General features: G+C 45.5%; 14 protein-coding genes. 4 read left to right on the top strand and 10 right to left on the bottom strand.

What is annotated here, in order from left to right:
- The 4 genes from BQ8014_RS03345 to BQ8014_RS03360 form a co-directional block, all read left to right on the top strand.
- Window positions 1–901, top strand: a 901-nt coding sequence (locus tag BQ8014_RS03345) for an ATP-binding cassette domain-containing protein (protein ID WP_080905787.1), incomplete at its 5' end; no start/stop codon positions are given.
- Window positions 894–1,547, top strand: coding sequence for a methionine ABC transporter permease MetI (gene metI / locus BQ8014_RS03350; protein ID WP_080903123.1), 654 nt, complete (start codon window positions 894–896; stop codon window positions 1,545–1,547). The genes BQ8014_RS03345 and metI, both read left to right, overlap by 8 nt.
- A 22-nt stretch (window positions 1,548–1,569) precedes the next feature.
- A complete protein-coding gene (locus BQ8014_RS03355) occupies window positions 1,570–2,382 on the top strand; it encodes a MetQ/NlpA family lipoprotein (protein WP_080903124.1) in 813 nt (270 codons plus the stop codon).
- Window positions 2,383–2,458: 76 nt separating this feature from the next.
- Window positions 2,459–5,401, top strand: coding sequence for a DEAD/DEAH box helicase (locus BQ8014_RS03360; protein WP_080903125.1), 2,943 nt, complete (start codon window positions 2,459–2,461; stop codon window positions 5,399–5,401).
- A 20-nt stretch (window positions 5,402–5,421) separates the two neighbouring features.
- On the opposite strand, the gene BQ8014_RS03365 is transcribed toward BQ8014_RS03360, so the two are convergent.
- From BQ8014_RS03365 to BQ8014_RS03410, 10 genes are all read right to left on the bottom strand, one after another.
- A complete protein-coding gene (locus tag BQ8014_RS03365) occupies window positions 5,422–8,511 on the bottom strand; it encodes an AAA family ATPase (RefSeq protein ID WP_080903126.1) in 3,090 nt (1,029 codons plus the stop codon).
- Entirely contained in the window at window positions 8,508–9,716 is a 1,209-nt protein-coding gene (locus BQ8014_RS03370) for an exonuclease SbcCD subunit D (protein WP_080903127.1), read from the bottom strand. The genes BQ8014_RS03365 and BQ8014_RS03370 overlap by 4 nt, the downstream gene beginning before the upstream one ends.
- A gap of 19 nt (window positions 9,717–9,735) precedes the next feature.
- On the bottom strand, window positions 9,736–10,194 hold the full coding sequence (locus BQ8014_RS03375) for an RES family NAD+ phosphorylase (protein WP_080903128.1): 459 nt from the start codon (window positions 10,192–10,194) through the stop codon (window positions 9,736–9,738).
- Window positions 10,191–10,619, bottom strand: coding sequence for a type II RES/Xre toxin-antitoxin system antitoxin (locus BQ8014_RS03380; protein WP_080903129.1), 429 nt, complete (start codon window positions 10,617–10,619; stop codon window positions 10,191–10,193). The genes BQ8014_RS03375 and BQ8014_RS03380 overlap by 4 nt, the downstream gene beginning before the upstream one ends.
- A gap of 168 nt (window positions 10,620–10,787) precedes the next feature.
- Window positions 10,788–12,005 carry an ATP-binding protein gene (locus tag BQ8014_RS03385; protein ID WP_080903130.1) on the bottom strand — a complete coding sequence of 406 codons (1,218 nt, stop codon included), beginning with the start codon at window positions 12,003–12,005 and terminating at the stop codon, window positions 10,788–10,790.
- A gap of 228 nt (window positions 12,006–12,233) precedes the next feature.
- On the bottom strand, window positions 12,234–14,324 hold the full coding sequence (locus tag BQ8014_RS03390; protein ID WP_080905788.1) for a beta-galactosidase: 2,091 nt from the start codon (window positions 14,322–14,324) through the stop codon (window positions 12,234–12,236).
- A 42-nt stretch (window positions 14,325–14,366) separates the two neighbouring features.
- Window positions 14,367–15,404 (bottom strand): glycoside hydrolase family 43 protein, encoded by a 1,038-nt coding sequence (locus BQ8014_RS03395; RefSeq protein WP_080903131.1) that lies wholly within the window; start codon window positions 15,402–15,404, stop codon window positions 14,367–14,369.
- A 38-nt stretch (window positions 15,405–15,442) separates the two neighbouring features.
- On the bottom strand, window positions 15,443–15,661 hold the full coding sequence (locus BQ8014_RS03400; RefSeq protein ID WP_080903132.1) for a hypothetical protein: 219 nt from the start codon (window positions 15,659–15,661) through the stop codon (window positions 15,443–15,445).
- Window positions 15,662–15,826: 165 nt separating this feature from the next.
- Window positions 15,827–18,946, bottom strand: coding sequence for a glycosyl hydrolase (locus tag BQ8014_RS03405; RefSeq protein WP_080903133.1), 3,120 nt, complete (start codon window positions 18,944–18,946; stop codon window positions 15,827–15,829).
- A gap of 757 nt (window positions 18,947–19,703) precedes the next feature.
- Window positions 19,704–20,780, bottom strand: a complete 1,077-nt coding sequence (locus BQ8014_RS03410; protein ID WP_080903134.1) for a metallophosphoesterase — start codon at window positions 20,778–20,780, stop codon at window positions 19,704–19,706.
- Window positions 20,781–20,785: the final 5 nt, after the last annotated feature.

The raw sequence follows: 20,785 nt of genomic DNA on the forward strand, positions 1-20,785 counted from the left end.
AAGCACGTTGATCCGCTGTGTGAACCTGCTCGAGCGGCCTACGAGGGGGGAAGTCCGGGTAGACGGGCAAAACCTGCTGGAGCTTTCGCCGTCGCAACTGGCCAAGGCGAGGCAAAATATCGGGATGATCTTCCAGCATTTCAATCTCCTGTCTTCCCGTACGGTCGCCGGGAATGTGGCTTTCCCTCTGGAATTGAACGCCACGCCTCCGGTGGAAATCAGGTGCCGGGTGGAGGAACTGTTGGAACTGGTCGGGCTGGATGGGAAAGCAGACGATTATCCTTCGAAACTTTCCGGCGGACAGAAGCAGCGGGTGGCTATTGCGCGTACGTTGGCCAATAATCCGAAGGTCTTGCTTTGTGACGAAGCCACCAGTGCATTGGATCCGGGGACGACCCGCTCCATCCTGACGTTGCTCAAGGAAATCAACCGGAAGTTCGGGATTACGATCCTGCTGATCACGCATGAAATGGAAGTCGTGAAAGAGATTTGCGACGAAGTAGCTATCCTCAGCGGCGGACGGTTGATCGAGCAGGGCACGATTGCGGGGATCTTCTCTCATCCCAAACATGAGCTGACGCATCGTTTCATCGCTTCTTCCATCCATATACAGGTACCGTTCGATTACCGGGAACGGCTGACGGCGGAACCTTCCGGGGGACGGCATCTGTTGATTACGCTTGAGATTTCAGGGCAATCCATGGCCAACTCCGCTCTTTCGGAAGTCATGAGGCTGTATGCCGTCAAGAGCAATATCGTCTGTGCGCAGATGGCTTATGTGGGAGGAGTGAAATTCGGAGTCATGCTGATCGAACTGATTGGCGAGGTGGAGAATGAACATAAAGCGGTAGACTATTTCAAAAGTAAAAATATAAAAGTGGAGGTGTTGGGTTATGTCTGAATCGATGATCGGGCTCTTATGGGCAGGCACGCTGGAAACGCTCTTTATGACTTTTGTCTCCGGCTTTTTCGGTTTCCTCATGGGACTGCCGTTGGGAGTGACGCTTTTTATTACGCGCAAAGGGCAGATCAAGGAAAACCGGGGGGTGAACGAGGTCTTGTCCCTTTTGGTCAACTTCTTCCGCGCTATCCCGTTCATTATCCTGATTGTGTGGATGATTCCCTTTACGCGGGCGGTGGTCGGCACTTCTATCGGCGTCTTTGCGGCCCTGGTGCCGCTCAGTGTGGGGGTGGCCCCGTTCATTGCGCGGATGGTGGAAAACAGCCTGCTGGAAGTACCCGGCGGATTGATCGAAGCGTCCCGGGCGATGGGAGCTTCTCTTTTCCAGATCATCCGGAAGGTACTCTTGCCGGAAGCGTTGCCTTCGTTGGTCAATGGCGCGACAATTACCCTGATCATGTTGGTCGGTTATTCGGCTATGGGAGGAGCCGTCGGTGCCGGCGGATTGGGGCAAATCGGCTATCAGTACGGGTATGTGGGCTATGATATGCTGGTAATGAACATCGTATTGCTGCTGTTGGTCATCCTGGTATTCTGTATTCAATATACCGGCGATATCCTTTCGAAGAAGATGGACCACCGTTGAAAATATAATTACAGATAGGAATATGAAGAAAAATACAGGCTATATAATAGGATTGGCGTTGGCGGGACTGGTGCTGGCGGCTTCTTGCGGAGGCGGGAAAAGTGACGATCCGAACCATATCAAAGTGGGAGTGGAGACGGGTCCCGAGTATTCGGTCGCCCTGAAGGCGAAAGAGGTGGCGAAGGAGAGGTACGGGCTGGAAGTCGAGCTGGTGGCCTTCAATGATTACGTGATGCCGAATACGGCGCTCGACCAGGGGGATCTCGATGCCAATGCTTTCCAGCACGGGCCTTACCTGGAGGAGCAATCCCGGCAGAGGGGTTACCGGTTTGTTCCGGTAGGGAAAACGTTCCTCTATCCCATAGGGGCTTATTCAAGGAAAATCAGTTCGATCGACGAACTGAAAGAGGGGAATACCATTGCGATCCCGAATGATATCACCAACGGAGGGCGCGCCTTGCTCCTGTTGCAGAAAGCGGGGCTGCTCACCCTTAGGGATTCCACGACGGCCACACCCCGGGTGGTGGATATTACGGAGAATCCCAAGAGATTGAAGATCGTAGAACTGGAAGCTCCCCAACTTCCCCGCGTCCTGGATGACGCCTCCGTTACGATTGCGGTCATTAACAGTACCTTTGCCATACAAGCAGGGCTCTTTTTGGATAACGCTTTGTTGATAGAGGACAAGGACTCGCCTTACGTTAATCTGATTGTGGCCCGTGAGGACAACAAGGACGCCGATAAAGTCAAGCGCTTTGTCAAGGCCTACCAGTCCGACGAGGTCGCCCGTATGGCGGAACAGGAATTCAAGGGAGGCGCTGCCAGAGGCTGGTAAAGGATTTAACGGCCTGTTCATTGCCATCTTGCCTGAAACGAGTATCTTTGTAGTTTACGGTTTTATAAAGATATTCATGTCGAAACTGATCGTCGCTGTTACGCAACATCTTAATTTGGGAACTTTATTGCTCCCTTATCTGGTGAAAGAGAAGGAGGACGGTGTGCTCGAAATCGAAGAGCAGGCGTTGGCTTCTCCTCCGGGTGATGAACGGACCGATGTGGACCGGGAGATCATGCAGACGGCGCTTAGCTACTCGGATCGCAATCTGATGAAAGTCTTTTCCAAGGAAAAGCATACCGCCGACTTTTTCCGGAAAATGACGGATTCGTTATTTTCCGAGCATATCCGACCTTTTATCGAGCAGAAAACCCAGTTGATGATCCGCCTGATCACGGAGCATGACATCCCCCTTTACCTGAAGGAGATGGGACGTAAGAAGCTCTATCCCCACCACCGGGTGAAAATACACCGGGAATCCCTGGAAATCGGTTATCGTTTCGAATTGAGCGAAACAGCCTTCCGTTATACTATTTCCTGCCGTCTGGGCGGAGAACCTTACGCATTGATCGACCGGAAGCCGGCGCTTGTCCTGACCGGTTTCCCTGCCTGCATTATTGCCAAAGACGAATTGCTGGTTTGTGAGGAATTGGAAGCCTCGCGGCTGATGCCGTTTTTTAATAAGAAGACGGTGGAAGTACCCCGCGCCCTGATCCGGAAATATATTGACTGGATCATCTTGCCGGCGTTGCAGTATTCGACCGTTGAGGAGGCGTCCGGATTCGAAATCATCGAGCGGCATCCTGAACGGAAGGCGGTGCTCAGTCTGGGAAATTCGGTATTGGAAGAGCCGGTCCTGATGCTGAGTTTCCGGTATGACGACCATTCCTTCGAGCCGGAGGTGCGACTTCGCAAGAAATTCGTTACGATGGAGGAGGAGGGGGGGCAGTTCCGCTTTTTCTTCTTTTCGCGGGACATTGCTTGGGAAAGGGAATGCATCGGTTCTTTGAAGTCGTTGGGGCTGCAACAGTTTGGAAACGCCCAGTTCCGGTTTCAAGGAAAAGGGGAGGATAAAAGTATCTTTGCCTGGATCCGGACGAATCACGCCCGTCTGGCGGAACGCTTTGAGTTGGTGCAAGCCGACACCGGCAAGAAGTATTTTTTAGGGGATCTTAAGGTTACACAAGTCGTGAGCGAGCAGCCGGACTGGTTCGACCTGCAGATAACGGTGGATATCGGGACTTTCCATTACCCTTTCACCCAGTTCAGACGGTATATCATGCATGGGATCCGGGAGTTCCTTCTCCCGACCGGACGGATCGTCCTCCTGCCCGAAGAATGGTTCGAGAAATACAACGAATTGTTAGCCTTGGGTGTAGAGGAAGGCGGGCATATCCGCTTGCAGAAAGCACATTTCGGCCTGGTGGAGGAACTGGAACAGGAGCAGGGCGGCAAGGGGCCTGTTTCGTATTATCGCGAGAAAAAGAGGTATCCCATCCCGGCCGCGATCAAGGCGACGCTCCGTTCTTATCAGGAGGAAGGTTTCCGCTGGATGTTGCATCTGCGGGAAAACGGCTTTGGCGGCTGCCTGGCGGACGATATGGGGCTCGGAAAAACATTACAGGCGATCACTCTGCTTCAGGCGCTCTATCCGCCGGAGAAGAAAAGCCGCTCTTCCAGGCAGTCTCCCCCTTCGGTCGATCCGACAGGGCAGTATCTGCTCTTCGGAGAGGAGAAAGAGGCGCCGGAAGAAAAGGCCTTGGAACCGCTCCGGCCGGCTTCGTTAATTGTGGTACCTACGTCTTTGCTTCCGAACTGGACGAAGGAGATCCGGAAATTCAGCTCCTTGTCGGTTTATGAATATACCGGCACGGGGCGTCTGCGGAATAAAGGTATCCAACGCATCTTCGCTCATTATAATGTCGTCCTGACTACCTATGGCTTGCTAAGGAACGATATCGAATTGCTGTCCGACTATACCTTTGAATGTATTATATTGGATGAAAGCCAGATCATTAAGAACCGGACTTCCGTGACTTACCAGTCGGCCACCCGATTGAAAGGGAAACAGCGGATCGTCCTGACCGGTACGCCGATCGAAAACTCGCTGAACGATTTATGGGCGCAGTTTAACTTTATCAATCCCGGTATGCTGGGCTCGTACCTGAAATTCCAGGATCTTTTTGTAACGCCTATCAGCAAAGAGAAGAATGTGCATTCGGAAGCCAGGTTGCAGAAGCTGATCCGTCCTTTCTTCTTGCGCCGCACCAAGGAGCAGGTCGCTCCGGAGCTTCCTACCTTGACGGAAGAGGTGGTATTTTGCGAGATGCTTCCCGAGCAGGAGCAGGTTTACAAGAAAGAGAAGAATGCGCTTCGGAACAGGCTGCTGGATACTGACGGGGAGGGGATTAATCTGCTGAAAAATCGTTTTGTGGCTTTGCAGGGGATCACCCGCCTGCGGTTGCTGGCCAATCATCCGCAGATGTTGCAGTCCGACTATGCTTTCTCTTCCGGAAAGATGGAGCGGATTCTTGAAATGTACCAGATCTTGATGGAGGAAGGACATAAAGTGTTGATCTTCTCTTCTTTTGTCAAATATCTCCAACTGCTTGCCGGAGTGTTTCAGGAGAAGGGATGGAAGTATGCCATGCTGACCGGCAGCACGACAAACCGGGAGGAGGAGATCAACCGCTTCAGCGACTCCCCGGATCTCTTTGCCTTTCTGATTTCCCTTAAAGCAGGGGGAGTGGGGCTGAATCTGACGAAAGCCGATTATGTATTTATCATCGACCCTTGGTGGAACCCTGCGGCGGAGATGCAAGCGGTCAGCCGTGCGCACCGTATCGGGCAGGACAAGCAGGTTATGGTATACCGTTTTATCACGAGTGACACCATTGAAGAAAAGATCATCCGCTTACAGGAAATGAAAAGCAAGTTAGCCGAAAGTTTCATCACGACCAACAACCCGCTCAAAGCCCTTACTGATGCCGAATGGAATGCCCTCCTCCGGCAGTTGTAAAATAAAAATCAGATGACTCTCTAAGCCTTTTTTATCTCTACGCGGCTGCGGCCGTTAGCGGTCTTGAGGACGGCGATTTGGACGGGAATACGCTCGGTCATTTCCGCAACGTGGGAAATGACCCCGATCTTGCGCCCTTGGGTATGCAAGGCCTCCAAAGCTTCCATGACTGTGTTCAAGGTCTCCATATCCAGCGAACCGAAGCCTTCATCGATAAAAAGCGACTCGATCTTCATCCGGTTGGAAGAGAGGGAGGACAGTCCCAATGCTAAAGAGAGCGATACCAGAAACGATTCACCGCCCGACAGCGAATGTACTGTCCGCACATCGTTGAACAGATCCTGGTCGACAACCTCCAGGCCCAAAGTGTCGGGGATGCGGCGTATGAGATAGCGCTTGCTTAACTGTTCCAATTGTTTGTTGGCGTAGACCAAAAGCGCATCCAGCGTATAGCTTTGGGCTATTCGTTTGAATTTAGAGCCGTTGGCCGAGCCGAAAAGCTCGTTTAGCTTGTTCCAGTCCTCATAAGCCGCCGTCTTTTCCTCCAGCTCCCGTTCGAAAGCAGCCAGTTGCTTTTTTCCGCTCTCGTGAGTAGCCAGCGCTACCTGTATGGTTGTAATCCGATTATGAATAGATTCCTCTTTTTCCGCTACCTCCGTAAGGAATTGTTGCAAGACTTCTTGGGTTTCCTCCGTTTGCGGGCGGGTGGGGGCTTGCTCCCATTCGGAACGTTTTTCCTGACGCTCCCGAACGGTCGCTGTGAGGGAGATCATCCGGTCTTCCAATTGTTTAAGCTGTTCCTGCTCCCGGTTGATCCAGGCCCGCTCCCGGCTTAACAGTTCCTGGAGTTGGGCGAACGTTATTTTGTTGTTTTGAATAACTATCCAGTCCGCTATTTCATTCCAAAGTTGCGCCTTTTCGTTTGTCTCCTTTTGCTGTTCGCTTTTTAGTTGGGAAAGGATACCTCTCGTTTCAGCCAGCTGCTTCTCTAATATCTCCTTTTGCTTTTTTAATTCCTCCAGTTTGAGGGTATTTGCCTCCCGCAAACGTTCGAAATAAGTTTCGGCATCCTCGACCTTCCGTCCTTGCAAGAGTTGCTCCCGTTCGCTCTTTAGTGCCTGCCAGGCCGTTTGGGCTTGTCGGAGCAGTTCTTCGCGTTTATGGTAGTTTTCCGAAGCGGTTTCCAGGTTCCGTGTTTCTCCTTCGAGGCGAGCCTGAGCTTGTCCGATAGAAGCGATGCAGTGGTCCAATGCTTCCTGGTTTTGTACCCACAAAGCGGCGACGGAAGTCAGTTCCCGAACAAGAAGGCCTTTATCTGCCTTTTCTTTCCAGTCTGTCAGGGGGGCCAGGTATTCCGCCAGTCGTTTTTCCGTTTCGGCGGCAGCCTTCCCGTAGGTCTGGATCTGTGTTTGGAAGCGTTCGGTTTGCCGTTCGCTTTCCTCCCTCTGTGTGCGGAGTAATTCCAGTCGGTCGGTTGCTTGTTTTTTGGCCGTTTCGATCTCTTTTTCCTTCAGTAGGCCGATGGGCGGAGTCTCCATCGTGAATATCGGATGATGTACGCTGCCGCAGACCGGGCAGGGAGTCCCCTCGACCAATCGTTTCCGGAGAGGCAAGACCTCGGCGGGAAGCAGGCGGTTGAGTTGTTCCAACTTGGCTTTCAGTAGTTCCTCCTCTTTCCGGTAGCCTTCACAAACCGACCGGTTGGAGGCCAAGTTGTTTGTTGCCCCGCTGATTAATACGGCGGCGTCGCTTCTTTCCTTAAGCATATGTGCCAGCATCTCCTGCCTCGGCACGATATCCCGGTAGGCGGCATGATCCGAAAACCAGCATATTCCCTGTTCCTTCTTCTTTAGGGAGACCGCCAGTTCCTTTTCCAATGTTTTGATCCGTTGTTCCGTTTCTTCCTTTATTTTCTTTTGGAACTCAAATTCCCGAGCAGCTTCCCTGACATTCCGTTCGGCGGCCTGCAATTGCGTATCGAGTACTTTGGCCCGTTCGATCTCGGGTTTTAGAGCGGTATAACGTCGTTCGCCTTGTTCCAGTGCCGATTGCGCCCCGTTTAAGTCGGCGGCGATGCAGGATAGGGAGAGGAGATGGGCGCTCTCCCTCTGCTCGTTCTGAGGAATACGTTCGCCCAGTTCCTTCAGCCGTTTCTCTTTGTGCCCCCATTGGGTATAAACATCCCGGATTTCCTGCGCCTTCTCTATTTGTTGGAGATACGCTTTGCGCGGAGCCGCCTCCTGAAGCGCCTGCCGGCTTCCGGCAAGCAAAGCTTCCACCTCTTCCAGCGCCTTTTTCAGCAGTGCTTCCTGCTTATACCAGTCGATTTTCCCCTGCCCTATGCGGGCTTGCTCCCTGGTTGCCTGCCGCTCTTTCTCCAAGTTTTCTTTTTCCGCCTGGCAGGCTGCCAGCTCTTCCGGCTCCAGAAGGCGAATGTCCTGCATACGTTCTTTTAGCCCTTGCAGTTGTTGTTCCGCCTCCCGCGTCTTTTCATAGATGGCGATGGAGATGCGGGAATAGACTTCCGTCCCGGTCAGTTTTTCCAGCAACTCGGCCTTTTCGTTTTGGCGGGCTTTCAGGAAGGTGGCAAAGTCGCCTTGTGCCAGGAGAACCGAGCGGGTAAACTGAGAGAAACTCAGCCCGATCAGTTCGGATATTTTCTGAAGTAACTCCGTTTTCCTTCCCTGCTCCTCCGTTGCCGTTGTCAGGTTGGTTAACCGTATTTCGGCTGCTTGTAGCGAGCCGGTGGCCTTATCGCGCGCCCGGCGTACCATCCAGCGCGCCCGGTAGCGCATTCCGTTCAGGGCTATGAAGTCGACTTCTGCGTAGCCGTCCGACGTTCCTCTGCGTAATAAATTACGTGAATCGCCCTGGCTGATGCTTTTATCTTTCACGTCTGCAATTAATAGATTTTCACTTGCACTGTTCGTTCGCGGCGTATTATCGAACAGCGCCAGGCAAAGTGCATCCAGGAGGGTTGATTTTCCGGCGCCGGTGCTGCCGGTGATGGCGAAGATGCCGGCGGAAAGAAGCGGTTCCCGCGTAAAATCAATTTCGAATTCTCCTTCGAGGGAAGCGAGGTTTTTCCCTCGTATGGCAATGATTTTCATAGCTCAGTTTTTTGTATTACGCGGGTTAAAAGTTTCTTCAGATGCTCCGGTAATCCGGTTTGGTAGCGTTGGCGGAATACGTCCTCCGCCAGTTCCAGCGGACTGATGGTTTGTAGGTCTTCCAGGGTGACAACCCTTTCCTCTCGTTGGACCCCGGGGCGGAATTCCCGCATCGGGCCGAGGCGTACCGCCTTTCCCGAGAGGAGTTGCTCCACCTGATACCGTAGGGAGGGTTCCGGCTCCGTCACGCGGACCTTTACTTCCAGATAGGGAGAGTCTTCTGCCGGCGTTCCGTCCGGCAGTTCTTCCAGTACAGCCAGGACTTCCGCGAGCGGTAACGGTTCGTCGGGGAGCGATAAGAGCCTCACCGGCGGTTCGAAGGCAAGCCGTTCAATAGCCACCAGGCGGTTTCCCTCCAGCTCAATAAGATTGACCCCCTGCTTGTAATTCTTTTCCGCAAACGACATGGGAAGCGGACTGCCGGAATAGCGCACCCAGTCCTGTCCGGATACCCGTTGCGCTTTGTGCAGATGGCCGAGCGCCGTATAGGCAATGCCGGCATCGAAGATTTCGGGAGGAACAGCTTCCAGCCCACCGATGATGATCCGTTCCGAACGGTCGTCCGCCGACAGGTCCGAGCCGGAGGCCTGTAGATGTCCCATGGCGATGACGGCCTGTTCCGGCGTCCGCAACTTGTCCGCCTCTTCTTTCAGGGCGGCGTACATGGCTGCGATACCTGCACCGTAGCTTTCCGCTTCCGGATAATCTCCCTGCCGCAGGTAGGGAACGGCCATGCACCAAGCTTTCGTCTCTTCTCCCTGTTTCAAAGGGATGAGCAGATCGCGGAAATCGATCGTTCCTTCGGGGGTACGCTTCACCACTCCCTTGACCGAGATGCGCATCTCCTCCAGCAAAGGATTCGGTGCTTCCAACCGTGCGGCCGAGTCATGATTACCGGCAATTATGACGATCTGTAAGGCCGGGTTTACGGCTGTCACTTCCCGCAAAAAGCGGTAATACATCTTTTGGGACTCGGCCGATGGGTTGGGGCTGTCGAAAACATCTCCTGCCACGAGAAGCACATCCGCCTCTTGTTCCTGAAGTTGCCTTTTCAGCCATTCGAAGAATGCCTGGTGTTCCGTCCTCCGGTCGTAGCCGAAGAACTGCTGTCCGATATGCCAATCTGCCGTATGGATAAGTCTCATGATGCGTAGTGATGGTTAATTATTTTTCAAAAAGACGTTTGTCGAAAGAAAAAGGAGAAATGTCAATTATCTTAACTTTGTTAATATACTTGTGCCTGGGATTTATAACATAATTGAAATCGCCGTGAACAACTGCTGATGGTACTTTAAACGTGAGGAAGGCATTTTTCACTACAAACGTATTCCCTAATTTTTGGGTAGAATAGCTGTTCGGTATAGCGTCCCAATCTTCAGGAAAATCATTTATATCCAATGCGATTATCGAATTATCAGGAATTTCGATCGTAATGATACGGTAGTCGGTCGGGATGTTTGTCAATGATGTATGTACGGCAATTTCAGCGGTACACAGCGCTCTTGATTCGCTGGTGTAAATCATGGCGACGCCTTTACTGTTCCATCTTCCACCGCAAATTTCCGCCCCCTTGCCGGATAAATCATCGGCAAATTCTTTTTTTGAAAGTCTATAAACTATCATGACAAAATTCCATGTTCGATTTTTGTCAGTTCGTTTTCGATTAATTGTATGCCGAAGCTGTTATCCAATAAATCTTTCGGCTTTGTTTTACCTAACGCCGTATTATCCGTATCCAACCAATTATTGAATTTTGCCGTATCGCCAAATACTTCTTGTCCTTTTTGAAGAATCAGGGCGACTTGTATTATTTTCTCTGATTGCAGAGGGTCGAAAGTTTTACCTTCTTTCTTATAACGTAGCATGCTGCGTTCTGAAAAGTGTAGGATAGCAGACCATTCCTGCATATTAATACTGCTATTTTTTGCAATACTTAAAAAACTATCGAATCCAATCCCTTCCCGCGTGCTCCTTATCAAAGAAACAATATCTTTATCTTTAATAGAAAAATCAAATGATTTATTCCGGTCTTTTACTTTTGTTCCCATATAGCGTAAATTTTATATACAAATATACGAAACTTGGCGGAAATAAAACGACAGGTTTCAATAAAAGAACAAAAAGAATGAAGATTGTTTTTTGGGCAATTTTTTGGTAAAGTCTGACACTGTTTAATATAGATTTGTAATAAAATATAAAACAATATAATTATAACGTCATAGATACAACAAAGAAGTCAGAAAATCCCTGATATAAATATGCTTAACTCCTTCATAGCTATTCTCGTAAAAACGTTCTCCTGAAACTACTATTTTAGGATAATTATCATTTATCTTTAACAAATTACCAAATTCACGTTCAATTGTTTCTGTCTTAGATAATTCAATTGCAACTTGTACATAAAGTCTTTCTCCGTTACGGGAACAGATAAAGTCAATTTCTTCACTTCCCAATGTTCCGACTTTCACCTCATATCCACAATAAAGAAGATGATTATATACAATATTTTCCAACCGCATCCCTCTATCTTTTATTTTATAGCCTGCTATGACGTTACGTATCCCCATGTTTTCAAAGTAGTATTTTTCACCTCTTTCAAAAAGTTTCTTACTCGCGATATCGTATCGCCTTACCCGATGAACAAGAAAGGCATCGGCCAAGGCTATTGCATATTCATTCACTTGATTGGGAGCTATATCCACTTTCTGGCTTTTAAGAAAATCGCTAATGCTCTTCGAAGAAAAGAGATTGCCAATATTATTCGCTAAAAAAGCGATAAGTTCTTCTAAAAAAGCGATATTACGTATTTTCTTTTGTTGGACCACATCTCTCAATATGATGGTAGAATAAATGCTTCTCAAATATTCTGTTATGACAGCTTCTTCTTTTGGTAGATGAATCAGATAAGGTAATCCTCCAAAATGAATATATTGCTCCAGCGATTCATCATTATTCGGTAAAGAGTGAAAATAAAGGAACTCCGGATAGGAAAGGCTGTAAATTCTAAACTCAATATAGCGCCCCCCCAATTCATTAGCCAGATCACTGGAAAATACTTGCGAGTTGCTTCCGGTGATATAAATATCATTGTTTTCAGCTAAGGCAAGTGAACGGATGGCTAACCGAAAATCTTCTATTTCCTGAATCTCGTCTACAAAAATGTAGTTCATCCTTCCGGTTTCCGATCTTGAAAGGATATAGTGGTTCAGTTCCTTATAAGTAATTATTTCGGCAAACTGAAGATCTTCCTTGTTGATATAAATAATATTCGCATTCGATTCTTCTTTCTTTATTACTTGCATGAGTTGATAAAGAATATAGCTTTTGCCGACACGTCGATGTCCAACCACCACCTTGACGAGAGACTTTCTCATAAAAGGGGCAATTCGGTCGATATATGTATCTCTGTTCTTTAAAACTTTGGGGATCTTCATTGAACTAAACTATAATCATGTTTATAATTAATCACAAATATAGCGATTATTGTAAACATGATTATAATTTAAAGGGAGTTTATATTCCTCTATTATTTATCCGTGAATTTTTTCTAAGGCAGGACAGGTTTCCCTTTTCCCAAATACTTCCGTATTTGTGATCAACCAAGTTTTCCCATTACAATCTCTATTTTATTTGCCAATTTGAATCTTCGGCAAACAAATACATTATTCTTTCCAAACTACCACTCCTGCAGGTTCGAGACGCGCGTTGCCAATCAGTATCTCGGCTTTTTCAGGAATAGCGATCTGCTGTACATCCGAAGTATAGTTCAGCACAATATAAAATCCATCACGCCATTCTTTAACAACTCCATAGGGAAGATTTTCCGTTTTTACTCCCGCTTCACTATATACACGCCGCATCACCTCTTTCTCCAAAAGACCATCGTCGGTGTCCGCCCCTATATAGGTGACGGTACCTTTTCCTGACTTACGGTGTATAACCGAGGCGGCTCCCTTGTAGAACTGATCACTATAGGTCGCCCAAATTTCCGTACCAGGCAAAGAGGTCATCACATCCGCCCAGTTATTCCAAGTATATTCCTTGCCATCGGAACCGATCTTTCCATATAAGTTAGAAGGCATATGATCGTAAAACAGTTTGTCTATCCCGGCTAGATGATAAATAGGGGCAGCTAAAGGAGCCTCCCATAGTTTTGCGTTACGGTCCTTTTGACCGGTCCGGCAAGTCAAAATCAAATGTCCTCCATTCTCCACATATTTTGTCCAACGTTCTACCAATGCGCTATCCAACAGTTGGTATGCAGGAGCTATTAAAAAAGGATATTTGGTAAAATCCTCTTTTTCGGAAATAACATCTACCGGAGCAGCAAAACCTTTCAATAAGTTGTAATACTTATTTACGTGCGTCATCGTCGACCATTGATCCGTCTGTTTCTGAAACTCCATCTCCCAATAATTACTCATGTCAAAAAGTATTCCGATGCGGCGCGAGGCAAGTTGCTCCGGCATACGGCTCTTGGGATTGTAGGCCGCACGCAGCTTTTTCAGTTCCTCGGCTATCCGCACATATTCTTCCCCTCCCGGCGACATCGTAACGCCGTCCGGCAGAAGCATACCATAATGGTACTGTTCACTCCCTCTCAAAGGTTGGCGGAAACGGTAATTACACACGAATTTCCCTCCGCCGGCAAACACATGATATACCCACATGCGGACGGCTCCTGGCATAGGTTGAGGATTATAAAGCCCCCAGTTGACCTGTCCGGGCTGCAGCTCCATTACTCCATAAGCTTTTCCAACGAAATTACGGAACTGGTCATTCGCAAAACCGATGTCTTCAGGTATGCCCAGGCGGAAGCCTTGTTCTCCTATTCCCTGTTTATGCCCGGTTACCAGATATCGGGTATAAGTAGTGAAATCCAAATGATCCATCCGGACAGGATCTACCGGATTGAATATCGGAATCAAATTAGTCGTAATCCATTGTTTTTTATCAATATGTTTCCGCAACAGATCAGCCTGCATATTGACAAATCCGGCCAGTTCATCCGCCATAAACCGGTTGAGGTCGAGCATGGCATGCGGATTAGGTTTTTCAGGTAATTCCTGTGCATTGGGAAGGCGTATCTGATCGAATGTCTGATAGGTTTCACTCCAGAAGGTATTTCCCCAGGTTTTATTTAATTCGTCTATCGTACCGTATTTCTTCTTCAGCCAACTGCGGAATTTATGCTGTGCATTCTCGCTATAGTCCGTCATCCCGTAATGACCGGGTTCATTATCTATCTGCCAGCCGATAATGGTAGGATTATCACCATAACGTTCAGCCAGGCGGGATACGATATTCCCGACATAGCTCCTATAACGATCGCTGCTCCACGAAGCATGTTGACGCCGCCCGTGCTGAATCTTCATTCCATTATCGCGCTGAATCAAAATATCCGGATAGTTCTTCGACAGCCATACCGGAGGCGTAGGGGAAGGGGTACACATGATGACTTTCAAGCCATATTTACCGGCCAGTGAAACCGCACGATCCAGCCATTCAAAATCGTATTTACCCTCTTCCGGTTCCATCATACCCCAAGCGAATTCGGCAAAATGAGTAAAAGTGATACCCATTTCAGCCATCTTTTTTAAATCACGCTCCCATTGGCAAGAATCCCATTGTTCCGGATAATAATAAGAACCCAGCGCAAAGAGATCTTTTTTAGGAAAAGATACGTCTACACGGGATTGTGAATATACAGTTGTAGAAAAGAGCAGCAGAAAAACAACTATTAAATTTCTCATAAGGGTTTCTTTTTTCATTCAATGGGGAATAATGTGCCGATTTCACCATGATATCTTTTGAGGCGTACTGGAAGGGCCATCAACCTTTAATTTCCCTTTTTTATCGAAATAAAGCCGGTCCATACAAACAACTCGGTTCCAATCAGGTTTCTTATGGTGCGCATCAGCATGGCGATGGTAAATAATATAAAGATTACCATCCGGAGCCTCCACGATCGAATTATGCCCGGGGGAAGAAATGTTTTTAGAAAGATCTGTGGTCATCAGCGGATTTTCTTCATCTTTTACCCAAGGTCCCAGCGGACTTTCTGCGTAGGAGACCCCTACTCCGTAGAAGCCATATCCAGTATCGTTAGCCGAATAAGTCATGTAATAAACGCCTTTTCGCTTAAAAACAAAAGCACCTTCATTACAGCGGTTTTTATTCCAGTTCACCTTTTCCCATGGTTGCGAAGCCCCAGAAACAAAAACAGGATCTCCGTCAAGTCCGGAAAGGTCTTTTTTCAATTTAGCAGCATAGAGTTCTCCGGATGCAAGCGTATCGCGCGTTTCATTCTTACTATAATAAACATAAGGGGTACCGTCATCATCCACAAAGATATCGGCATCGATCGCCGAGTACCCTAAGTCAAACCAAGGCGTATGCAAATCCTTAAAAGGTCCGTCCGGTTTATCGCTCACAGCCAGACAAGGCAGGAGCAATCTACGCTCTGGGACAGAACAACTATATGTCATATAAAATTTGCCGTTGTAATATCTCACCTCGGGAGCCCAGAAAGCTGATTTTCCGATATGATCGGCTGGCTTTTGATAAAGGATACCCTTGTATTTCCAAGTAACAAGATCGGATGAGGTATAATATGCAAAACCTTCGCCCTCTGGCAAAACGGTCGTTCCGGTCAGATAGTATAAACTATCGTACTTGTAAACAAATGGATCCGCAATGAACAAATCCGTACTGTCCGTTGTCTTCAAGGGATTAACATAAGTTCTGTCAGACTTTATTGCCGACGGTTTACAACAAGTGAATAACAAACACAAAGAGAAAAGAGAGAAAACACTCCAATATTTCATAAGCATAAGATAATAATTTTTTAACAAAGAAACGAATAATTTACTTATTTGTTAAAGATCAATACCGGATTTTCCGTTATTCCATAATTTTCCAACGAATAATATTTCTTTTTAGACGGCGTAGACATAAAAGAGCCATTGCCTAAAAGATCATTAACGACCGGATAAATAGTTCCTCGATTCTGTTTGACTGTCAACACGGCATATTCACCTTTAACAATATACCCTGTCTGAAAAGAAATCGAATTTGACTTACCAACCATCTTGCTACTGATAAGAGAAACTTTACTTTTTCATACGACAGATCCAACTCGACGGCACAGCCTTCTGATAGACCAATCCTTAACAAACTATGTGAATACCATGATGCAAGCAGCGTCCCTAATACATCATATTACTTGTTAGTATAATTTGTATGATCTCATTCTTCAATAGACAAGACTGAAGTCATCTATTAGACCATAATCCATCATTTGATAATCACTTCCCGGCATTTGTTCTGTTATATTTTTCCAATGCCACGGTGAAGCTAAGCCTGGTGCCGGATGACGATAATGTGGACCTAATAGGTTCTTCAAACTGCCAATTATACGTACTTCTATTTGATTCTCACCTTCTTTAAGATAAGGAGAAACAGGCAGGACATAAGGTTCAAAACCGATTATACCCGCTTTTTTCCCATTTACATAGACTTCTGCCACAGTTCCATTCCATTTTCCCAACTTAATGCTATATTGTTTAGATAAATCATTTAAATTATAAGTCTTGCTATAGCTAAAATCCCAGGAATAAAACGGTTGCCCTTGTTCTTTCCAACTTCCTAAGTGAAAAGAAGGTACAGGCGCACTAATGTTCCATCCCTTCTTTGCCGGAACAACTGAAAAGTCGCCCAAGATATATACAGGTTCAATCTCCGCATAAATACTCATCGGCTTTACGCTTAACTCGACGGTATTTATTCCCTTTCTTACCTGTTCACCGATCGGATAAGTATGAAAAGATTGATCCAACCACCATTCTCCGATATTAGGATTTACCGTTTCTCCATTGATTTTCACAGTGAAGAGCTCACTACGTTCAGCAACTAATTTCATTTTTGAGTAATCAAACGACTGGTTCACTGTAAAATGATATTGAACGTCAAATCCTTCGGATTTAAAAGTATCCCTGTCTAAAATAGTACGTTTATACTGTACCGATGTATTCCACGGATTACCGTTTATAAAGCCGTAAGCTTTATAAGCTGAGTCTGCGGCATTAGCAAAATAAAGATCCGGGTAGGTTTTCTCATTTACCGTTAAATCGCAAAAATCAATATTTAGCGCATTATCCTGCCTCCTTTTCACTGTAATCTCTCCGGTTGAAGGAACTTCTGATTGTGTAGAAATGGATGGCTTCTGTTTACGATTGTTTTTAGCTTTTTGCGAACAGAATAATAATAAACTTTGCGCCGGTTCTAACTTAAACTTTGTAATTAAGTTTTTCTCTTTTAATACAGACGGGTAGGAATAGATGTCTCCGCTGATTGCATCCATCTCTAACATCGCTTTTCCTTTACTGGTCAATTCCCCTGTTACGGTCTCATCCATTGACGAATTGACAAGAAAGATGAGTTCACCATCTGCATAATTCCTCCGCTGATGATAAAGTTTTCCACCCTTAGAATCCAAATTAAAGTTTGTGCAAGTAAATGATTCTTTGATCACTTGCGGGGTTAATTCAGAAATTATTTTTACACTTTGTCCGGTAGTCAGTCTCTTTAATTCTTCATTCTCAACACCATCTACCATTGTTGGCGATGAAAAGCAGATAAGATGGCCTCCCTGCTTCACAAACTGTGTTAATAAATCAGCGGTTGGTTTATTCAGAATTTCAACCATGGGAGGGATTACTACTTTCGAATAGGAGGCTTGCCCAACTACAAAACGGCCGTTTTCTATTCGTCCTTGGTCTTTAATAATATTCTCCGAACCAAGATCATACTCAACTTGGCTCTTTTCCAATTTAGTAATAAACGATTGAAAGGTTTTTCCTATCTCCATTAGTTTAGGACCGCTTCCCGTATGTGAATAGTATCCCCATAAGGTAGAGTTTGGTTCTAAAATGAGAATCTCATTTTGTTGCACGCCTTTGCTTAACATAAGGGAGAGGCGAGCATAATAATCATTCATCACTTTGTAGTTATTCCACCAGGGAGAATGATAGGAAAATACGGGAGGATAATCATATTTTCTGGCACCGGTAAGGGTTTGGTGCGACAAATGTTGATTCATGAAATTAACACCCAACACAAACTCCCAATCACCTAAGCGTTTAAAATCTTTGAAGGTTTCATCCCATCCTCCTCCTCCGTACGTTTCACTCAGCGTTCGGATATATCCCATCTGATTTGCTACGCTACGAAGTTCTTTTACGGAACGGATATTCCCAAATTGAGCTTGTGGAGATTCTTCATCAAATTGATTAAACAACATGTCAATAGCAGGTATCTGGTGCCACGCATACATCGCCATATTATCCGGTCCGTCATTCATCTGAGGCCATCCGTGTTCCCAATAATGTCCTGTCCATTTAAGGTTTTTAGATTCCGTATAAGCATGCCAGGGTTTGGACCAACGGTCGATAAAAAGTTGCAATAGAGTCTCCATATAGTTATGGCGTACTCTTTTCCAATCACCGGTTTCTTGGCTAAGTAGGGGTAATAAAGGTTTTAGATCGTAGCCCCATCTTTTTTGGAAAACATCGAATAAGTCAGGAGTCCATCGCAGACCACCGGAAGTCACAATATTAGGCTCATCTGTAAAAATACCCGGAACCGTTTTTCCAAACTCTTCTTTCGCTATTTTTTCATAGCCTTTCATTGTTATTTCTATAAACTTCTCAGTAACGCCGGGTAATAATAAGTCAACATAGGAATAACCTCCGTACCAATCGCTTTTCCTATAATATGTCTTCCTGTAGAGGTAATATTCCCCTTTTTTCCCTTTATATTCTGCCAGTGAAGAAGTAATATCTTTCCATGCATCTTTTTTTTCTTTTACTAAACATATATAATATTGGTTCATTGTGTCAGGCAATAAATCTGTTTTTTCCAAAGCTAATCCTTGCCCTTGATTATAAGACTCCGGCATTTCTTCCGGTACATGTCCTCCGGCAAATCCACTCGGATAGGAGTTCTCGTCGTAAATCCAAACATTTAACCCTAATTCTTTTCCTTTGGCAATTGCATATTTATATAGGGAATACCAATCGTCAGACATGTACTCTGTAATCATTCCCGGACGCGGATGAATAAAAACACCGCCGAATCCAACTTCTTTGGCATCTTTCAACATCCGATCGATTTCCGATTCGGTCATTTTCCCGTTCCAGACTAACAAGGGAGCAGAACGATATTCATTCGGAGGTTCTTTAAACTGTGTTTCAATAGTTGAGAATTTATCTTTCGTCTGTACTTTGTTTATATCCGAACAATTGCTGAACCCGAAAAGGAAAGTACAGATGAAGCAGATCGACATAGAAAATTGAGAACATCGTTTTTTTATCATAATCCATATTTTAGGTTAATCTTATCATTTAGAACAAATTTTAGAATTTTAGAGTTTAATTCTGCTGAGATTCATTCATAAATAAACTATTAGGTTTCTTTTGTTAACATATAACTTTTACTTTTAAAAAGTAGTTCTATTGAAAAATAGGAAATAAGTATATTTCCTATTTCACTTTCCATATAGCATTCTTTTCTTGTACAAAGATAACTACGACCAAGCGATCGACCCAATTATCATTAGTAAACTTTAGGATAACTCTATACAAAAAAGATTACTGAAAGCACACAGATATGGCTTTCTTCCCAAAGTTCCGACTTTCACCTCATATTGTTGGTCTCACATACCAGCAGGAGTTTGGTATTCTTTGAGGCTTTTCATCATTAATAACCTTTCAGGATACAGAGGCGAGATCGCTCAACAAATTCGGGATACATTAGGCTATGTACTGAAGGTTGTCATTAGCGGCTATGAGAAACAAGGCTTCAGACCCGTACAAATAAATTTACGAGATCTCAACGCTGAATAGCTAAAAATGTCATTCCCGTCGAGTAACCAGGCAAACACGAAGCTACTTAAACGGGAAAAGACTGACACTCTGTGGCAAGAAACCTTAAGATTAAAAATACCTTAGTCCTTTGTCATTGATTTAATAAAGACAATTTCCTTCTGGTTAAAAGGGGTACCTTCTCATATTTGAACTTACATTTTTATTGCTACTGTTTATAAGAAAACTACTTTGCATTCACGAATTTACTTATTCAATAACCATCTCAAATTGATCATACGAACCTGTACGATGAGCTAAATGCTTGGTAGATGGAGATATTCCGAATAATGGAGAATAGGTTTTGACTTTTATCGTTTTTCCGTCAGGCATGAATTCTAAAATCCGTAACCAACCGTCACCTCCGTTTCCTTCCCAACCACCACCAAGAATTTGCACATTAAACATCATTTGATGAACGCTTTTCCCTGAATTATTCTTGTCAACACGATAAGCTACTGAATCTTCAAAATCGCCTGGTTTTCCTGTATGTCCACAGATGAGCAAACGAATATTCGTAGCCGGGGCTATTAATTTATCCCAAATGGCTTGTCCCCAATTGTGCGGATTGATTGTATAACTTTCATTCATTATTCTTTCAGCCGTACGTTCCCTTAAAAATGAATGTGTCATAAAGATAACTTTATAATCTTTATACTGAGGTTTATCTATCAATTTTTTTGCCCACGCCAAGACCTCATCACGGGGTGCGAATTCTGTAGTAATAACTAAAAGATGTCCCCAATACTGATCGTTGAACTCAAAAGCTGCATTTTCTAATGACGCAACACCATTTCGATTAGGAATCGAGCTGACTACTATATTTCGCCATGTATTATTGCGTTCGAATGTGATATATTCAGGGAAATGTGTCATTCCATTTTCGGCATGCTGATAACCATATTCATGATTACCTGCGGAAATAATATATGGCACTTTGTTGTCTAAACGAGCTAAAGAACGAGATGCGGATTCCCACATCTCACGACTTGTTTGATTCAGCATCTTACGATTAAGAACAATATTCTCATTTTGTTCCACTAAATCACCTGTTAATAGCACCGCTTTAATATGCAAATTTTCAATATTATCAACGGCCCAGGCAGTACATAACTCAAAAAGAGGCTGATTAATATCATATTTAGTATAACCCTGAGGATCTCCCATTAATATCATTGAGAACGAATTAGGATCCGACAGGTGTTGTTGATCGGCACGTTGCTGCGCATTTACAGAAAGTATCTTTCCTGCAATCAGAATAATTAAAAATATCAATTTTGTCTTCATATCTC

This window comes from Parabacteroides sp. Marseille-P3160, from assembly GCF_900162725.1.
Classification (GTDB): Bacteria; Bacteroidota; Bacteroidia; order Bacteroidales; family Tannerellaceae; genus Marseille-P3160.

What these genes read in the sequence shown, in the direction of transcription:
- metI (WP_080903123.1), top strand. Translation starts at nt 894, where the DNA reads ATGTCTGAATCGATGATCGGGCTCTTATGGGCAGGCACGCTGGAAACG.
- BQ8014_RS03355 (WP_080903124.1), top strand. Translation starts at nt 1,570, where the DNA reads ATGAAGAAAAATACAGGCTATATAATAGGATTGGCGTTGGCGGGACTG.
- BQ8014_RS03360 (WP_080903125.1), top strand. Translation starts at nt 2,459, where the DNA reads ATGTCGAAACTGATCGTCGCTGTTACGCAACATCTTAATTTGGGAACT.
- BQ8014_RS03365 (WP_080903126.1), bottom strand. Translation starts at nt 8,511, where the DNA reads ATGAAAATCATTGCCATACGAGGGAAAAACCTCGCTTCCCTCGAAGGA.
- BQ8014_RS03370 (WP_080903127.1), bottom strand. Translation starts at nt 9,716, where the DNA reads ATGAGACTTATCCATACGGCAGATTGGCATATCGGACAGCAGTTCTTC.
- BQ8014_RS03375 (WP_080903128.1), bottom strand. Translation starts at nt 10,194, where the DNA reads ATGATAGTTTATAGACTTTCAAAAAAAGAATTTGCCGATGATTTATCC.
- BQ8014_RS03380 (WP_080903129.1), bottom strand. Translation starts at nt 10,619, where the DNA reads ATGGGAACAAAAGTAAAAGACCGGAATAAATCATTTGATTTTTCTATT.
- BQ8014_RS03385 (WP_080903130.1), bottom strand. Translation starts at nt 12,005, where the DNA reads ATGAAGATCCCCAAAGTTTTAAAGAACAGAGATACATATATCGACCGA.
- BQ8014_RS03390 (WP_080905788.1), bottom strand. Translation starts at nt 14,324, where the DNA reads ATGAGAAATTTAATAGTTGTTTTTCTGCTGCTCTTTTCTACAACTGTA.
- BQ8014_RS03395 (WP_080903131.1), bottom strand. Translation starts at nt 15,404, where the DNA reads ATGCTTATGAAATATTGGAGTGTTTTCTCTCTTTTCTCTTTGTGTTTG.
- BQ8014_RS03400 (WP_080903132.1), bottom strand. Translation starts at nt 15,661, where the DNA reads ATGGTTGGTAAGTCAAATTCGATTTCTTTTCAGACAGGGTATATTGTT.
- BQ8014_RS03405 (WP_080903133.1), bottom strand. Translation starts at nt 18,946, where the DNA reads ATGATAAAAAAACGATGTTCTCAATTTTCTATGTCGATCTGCTTCATC.
- BQ8014_RS03410 (WP_080903134.1), bottom strand. Translation starts at nt 20,780, where the DNA reads ATGAAGACAAAATTGATATTTTTAATTATTCTGATTGCAGGAAAGATA.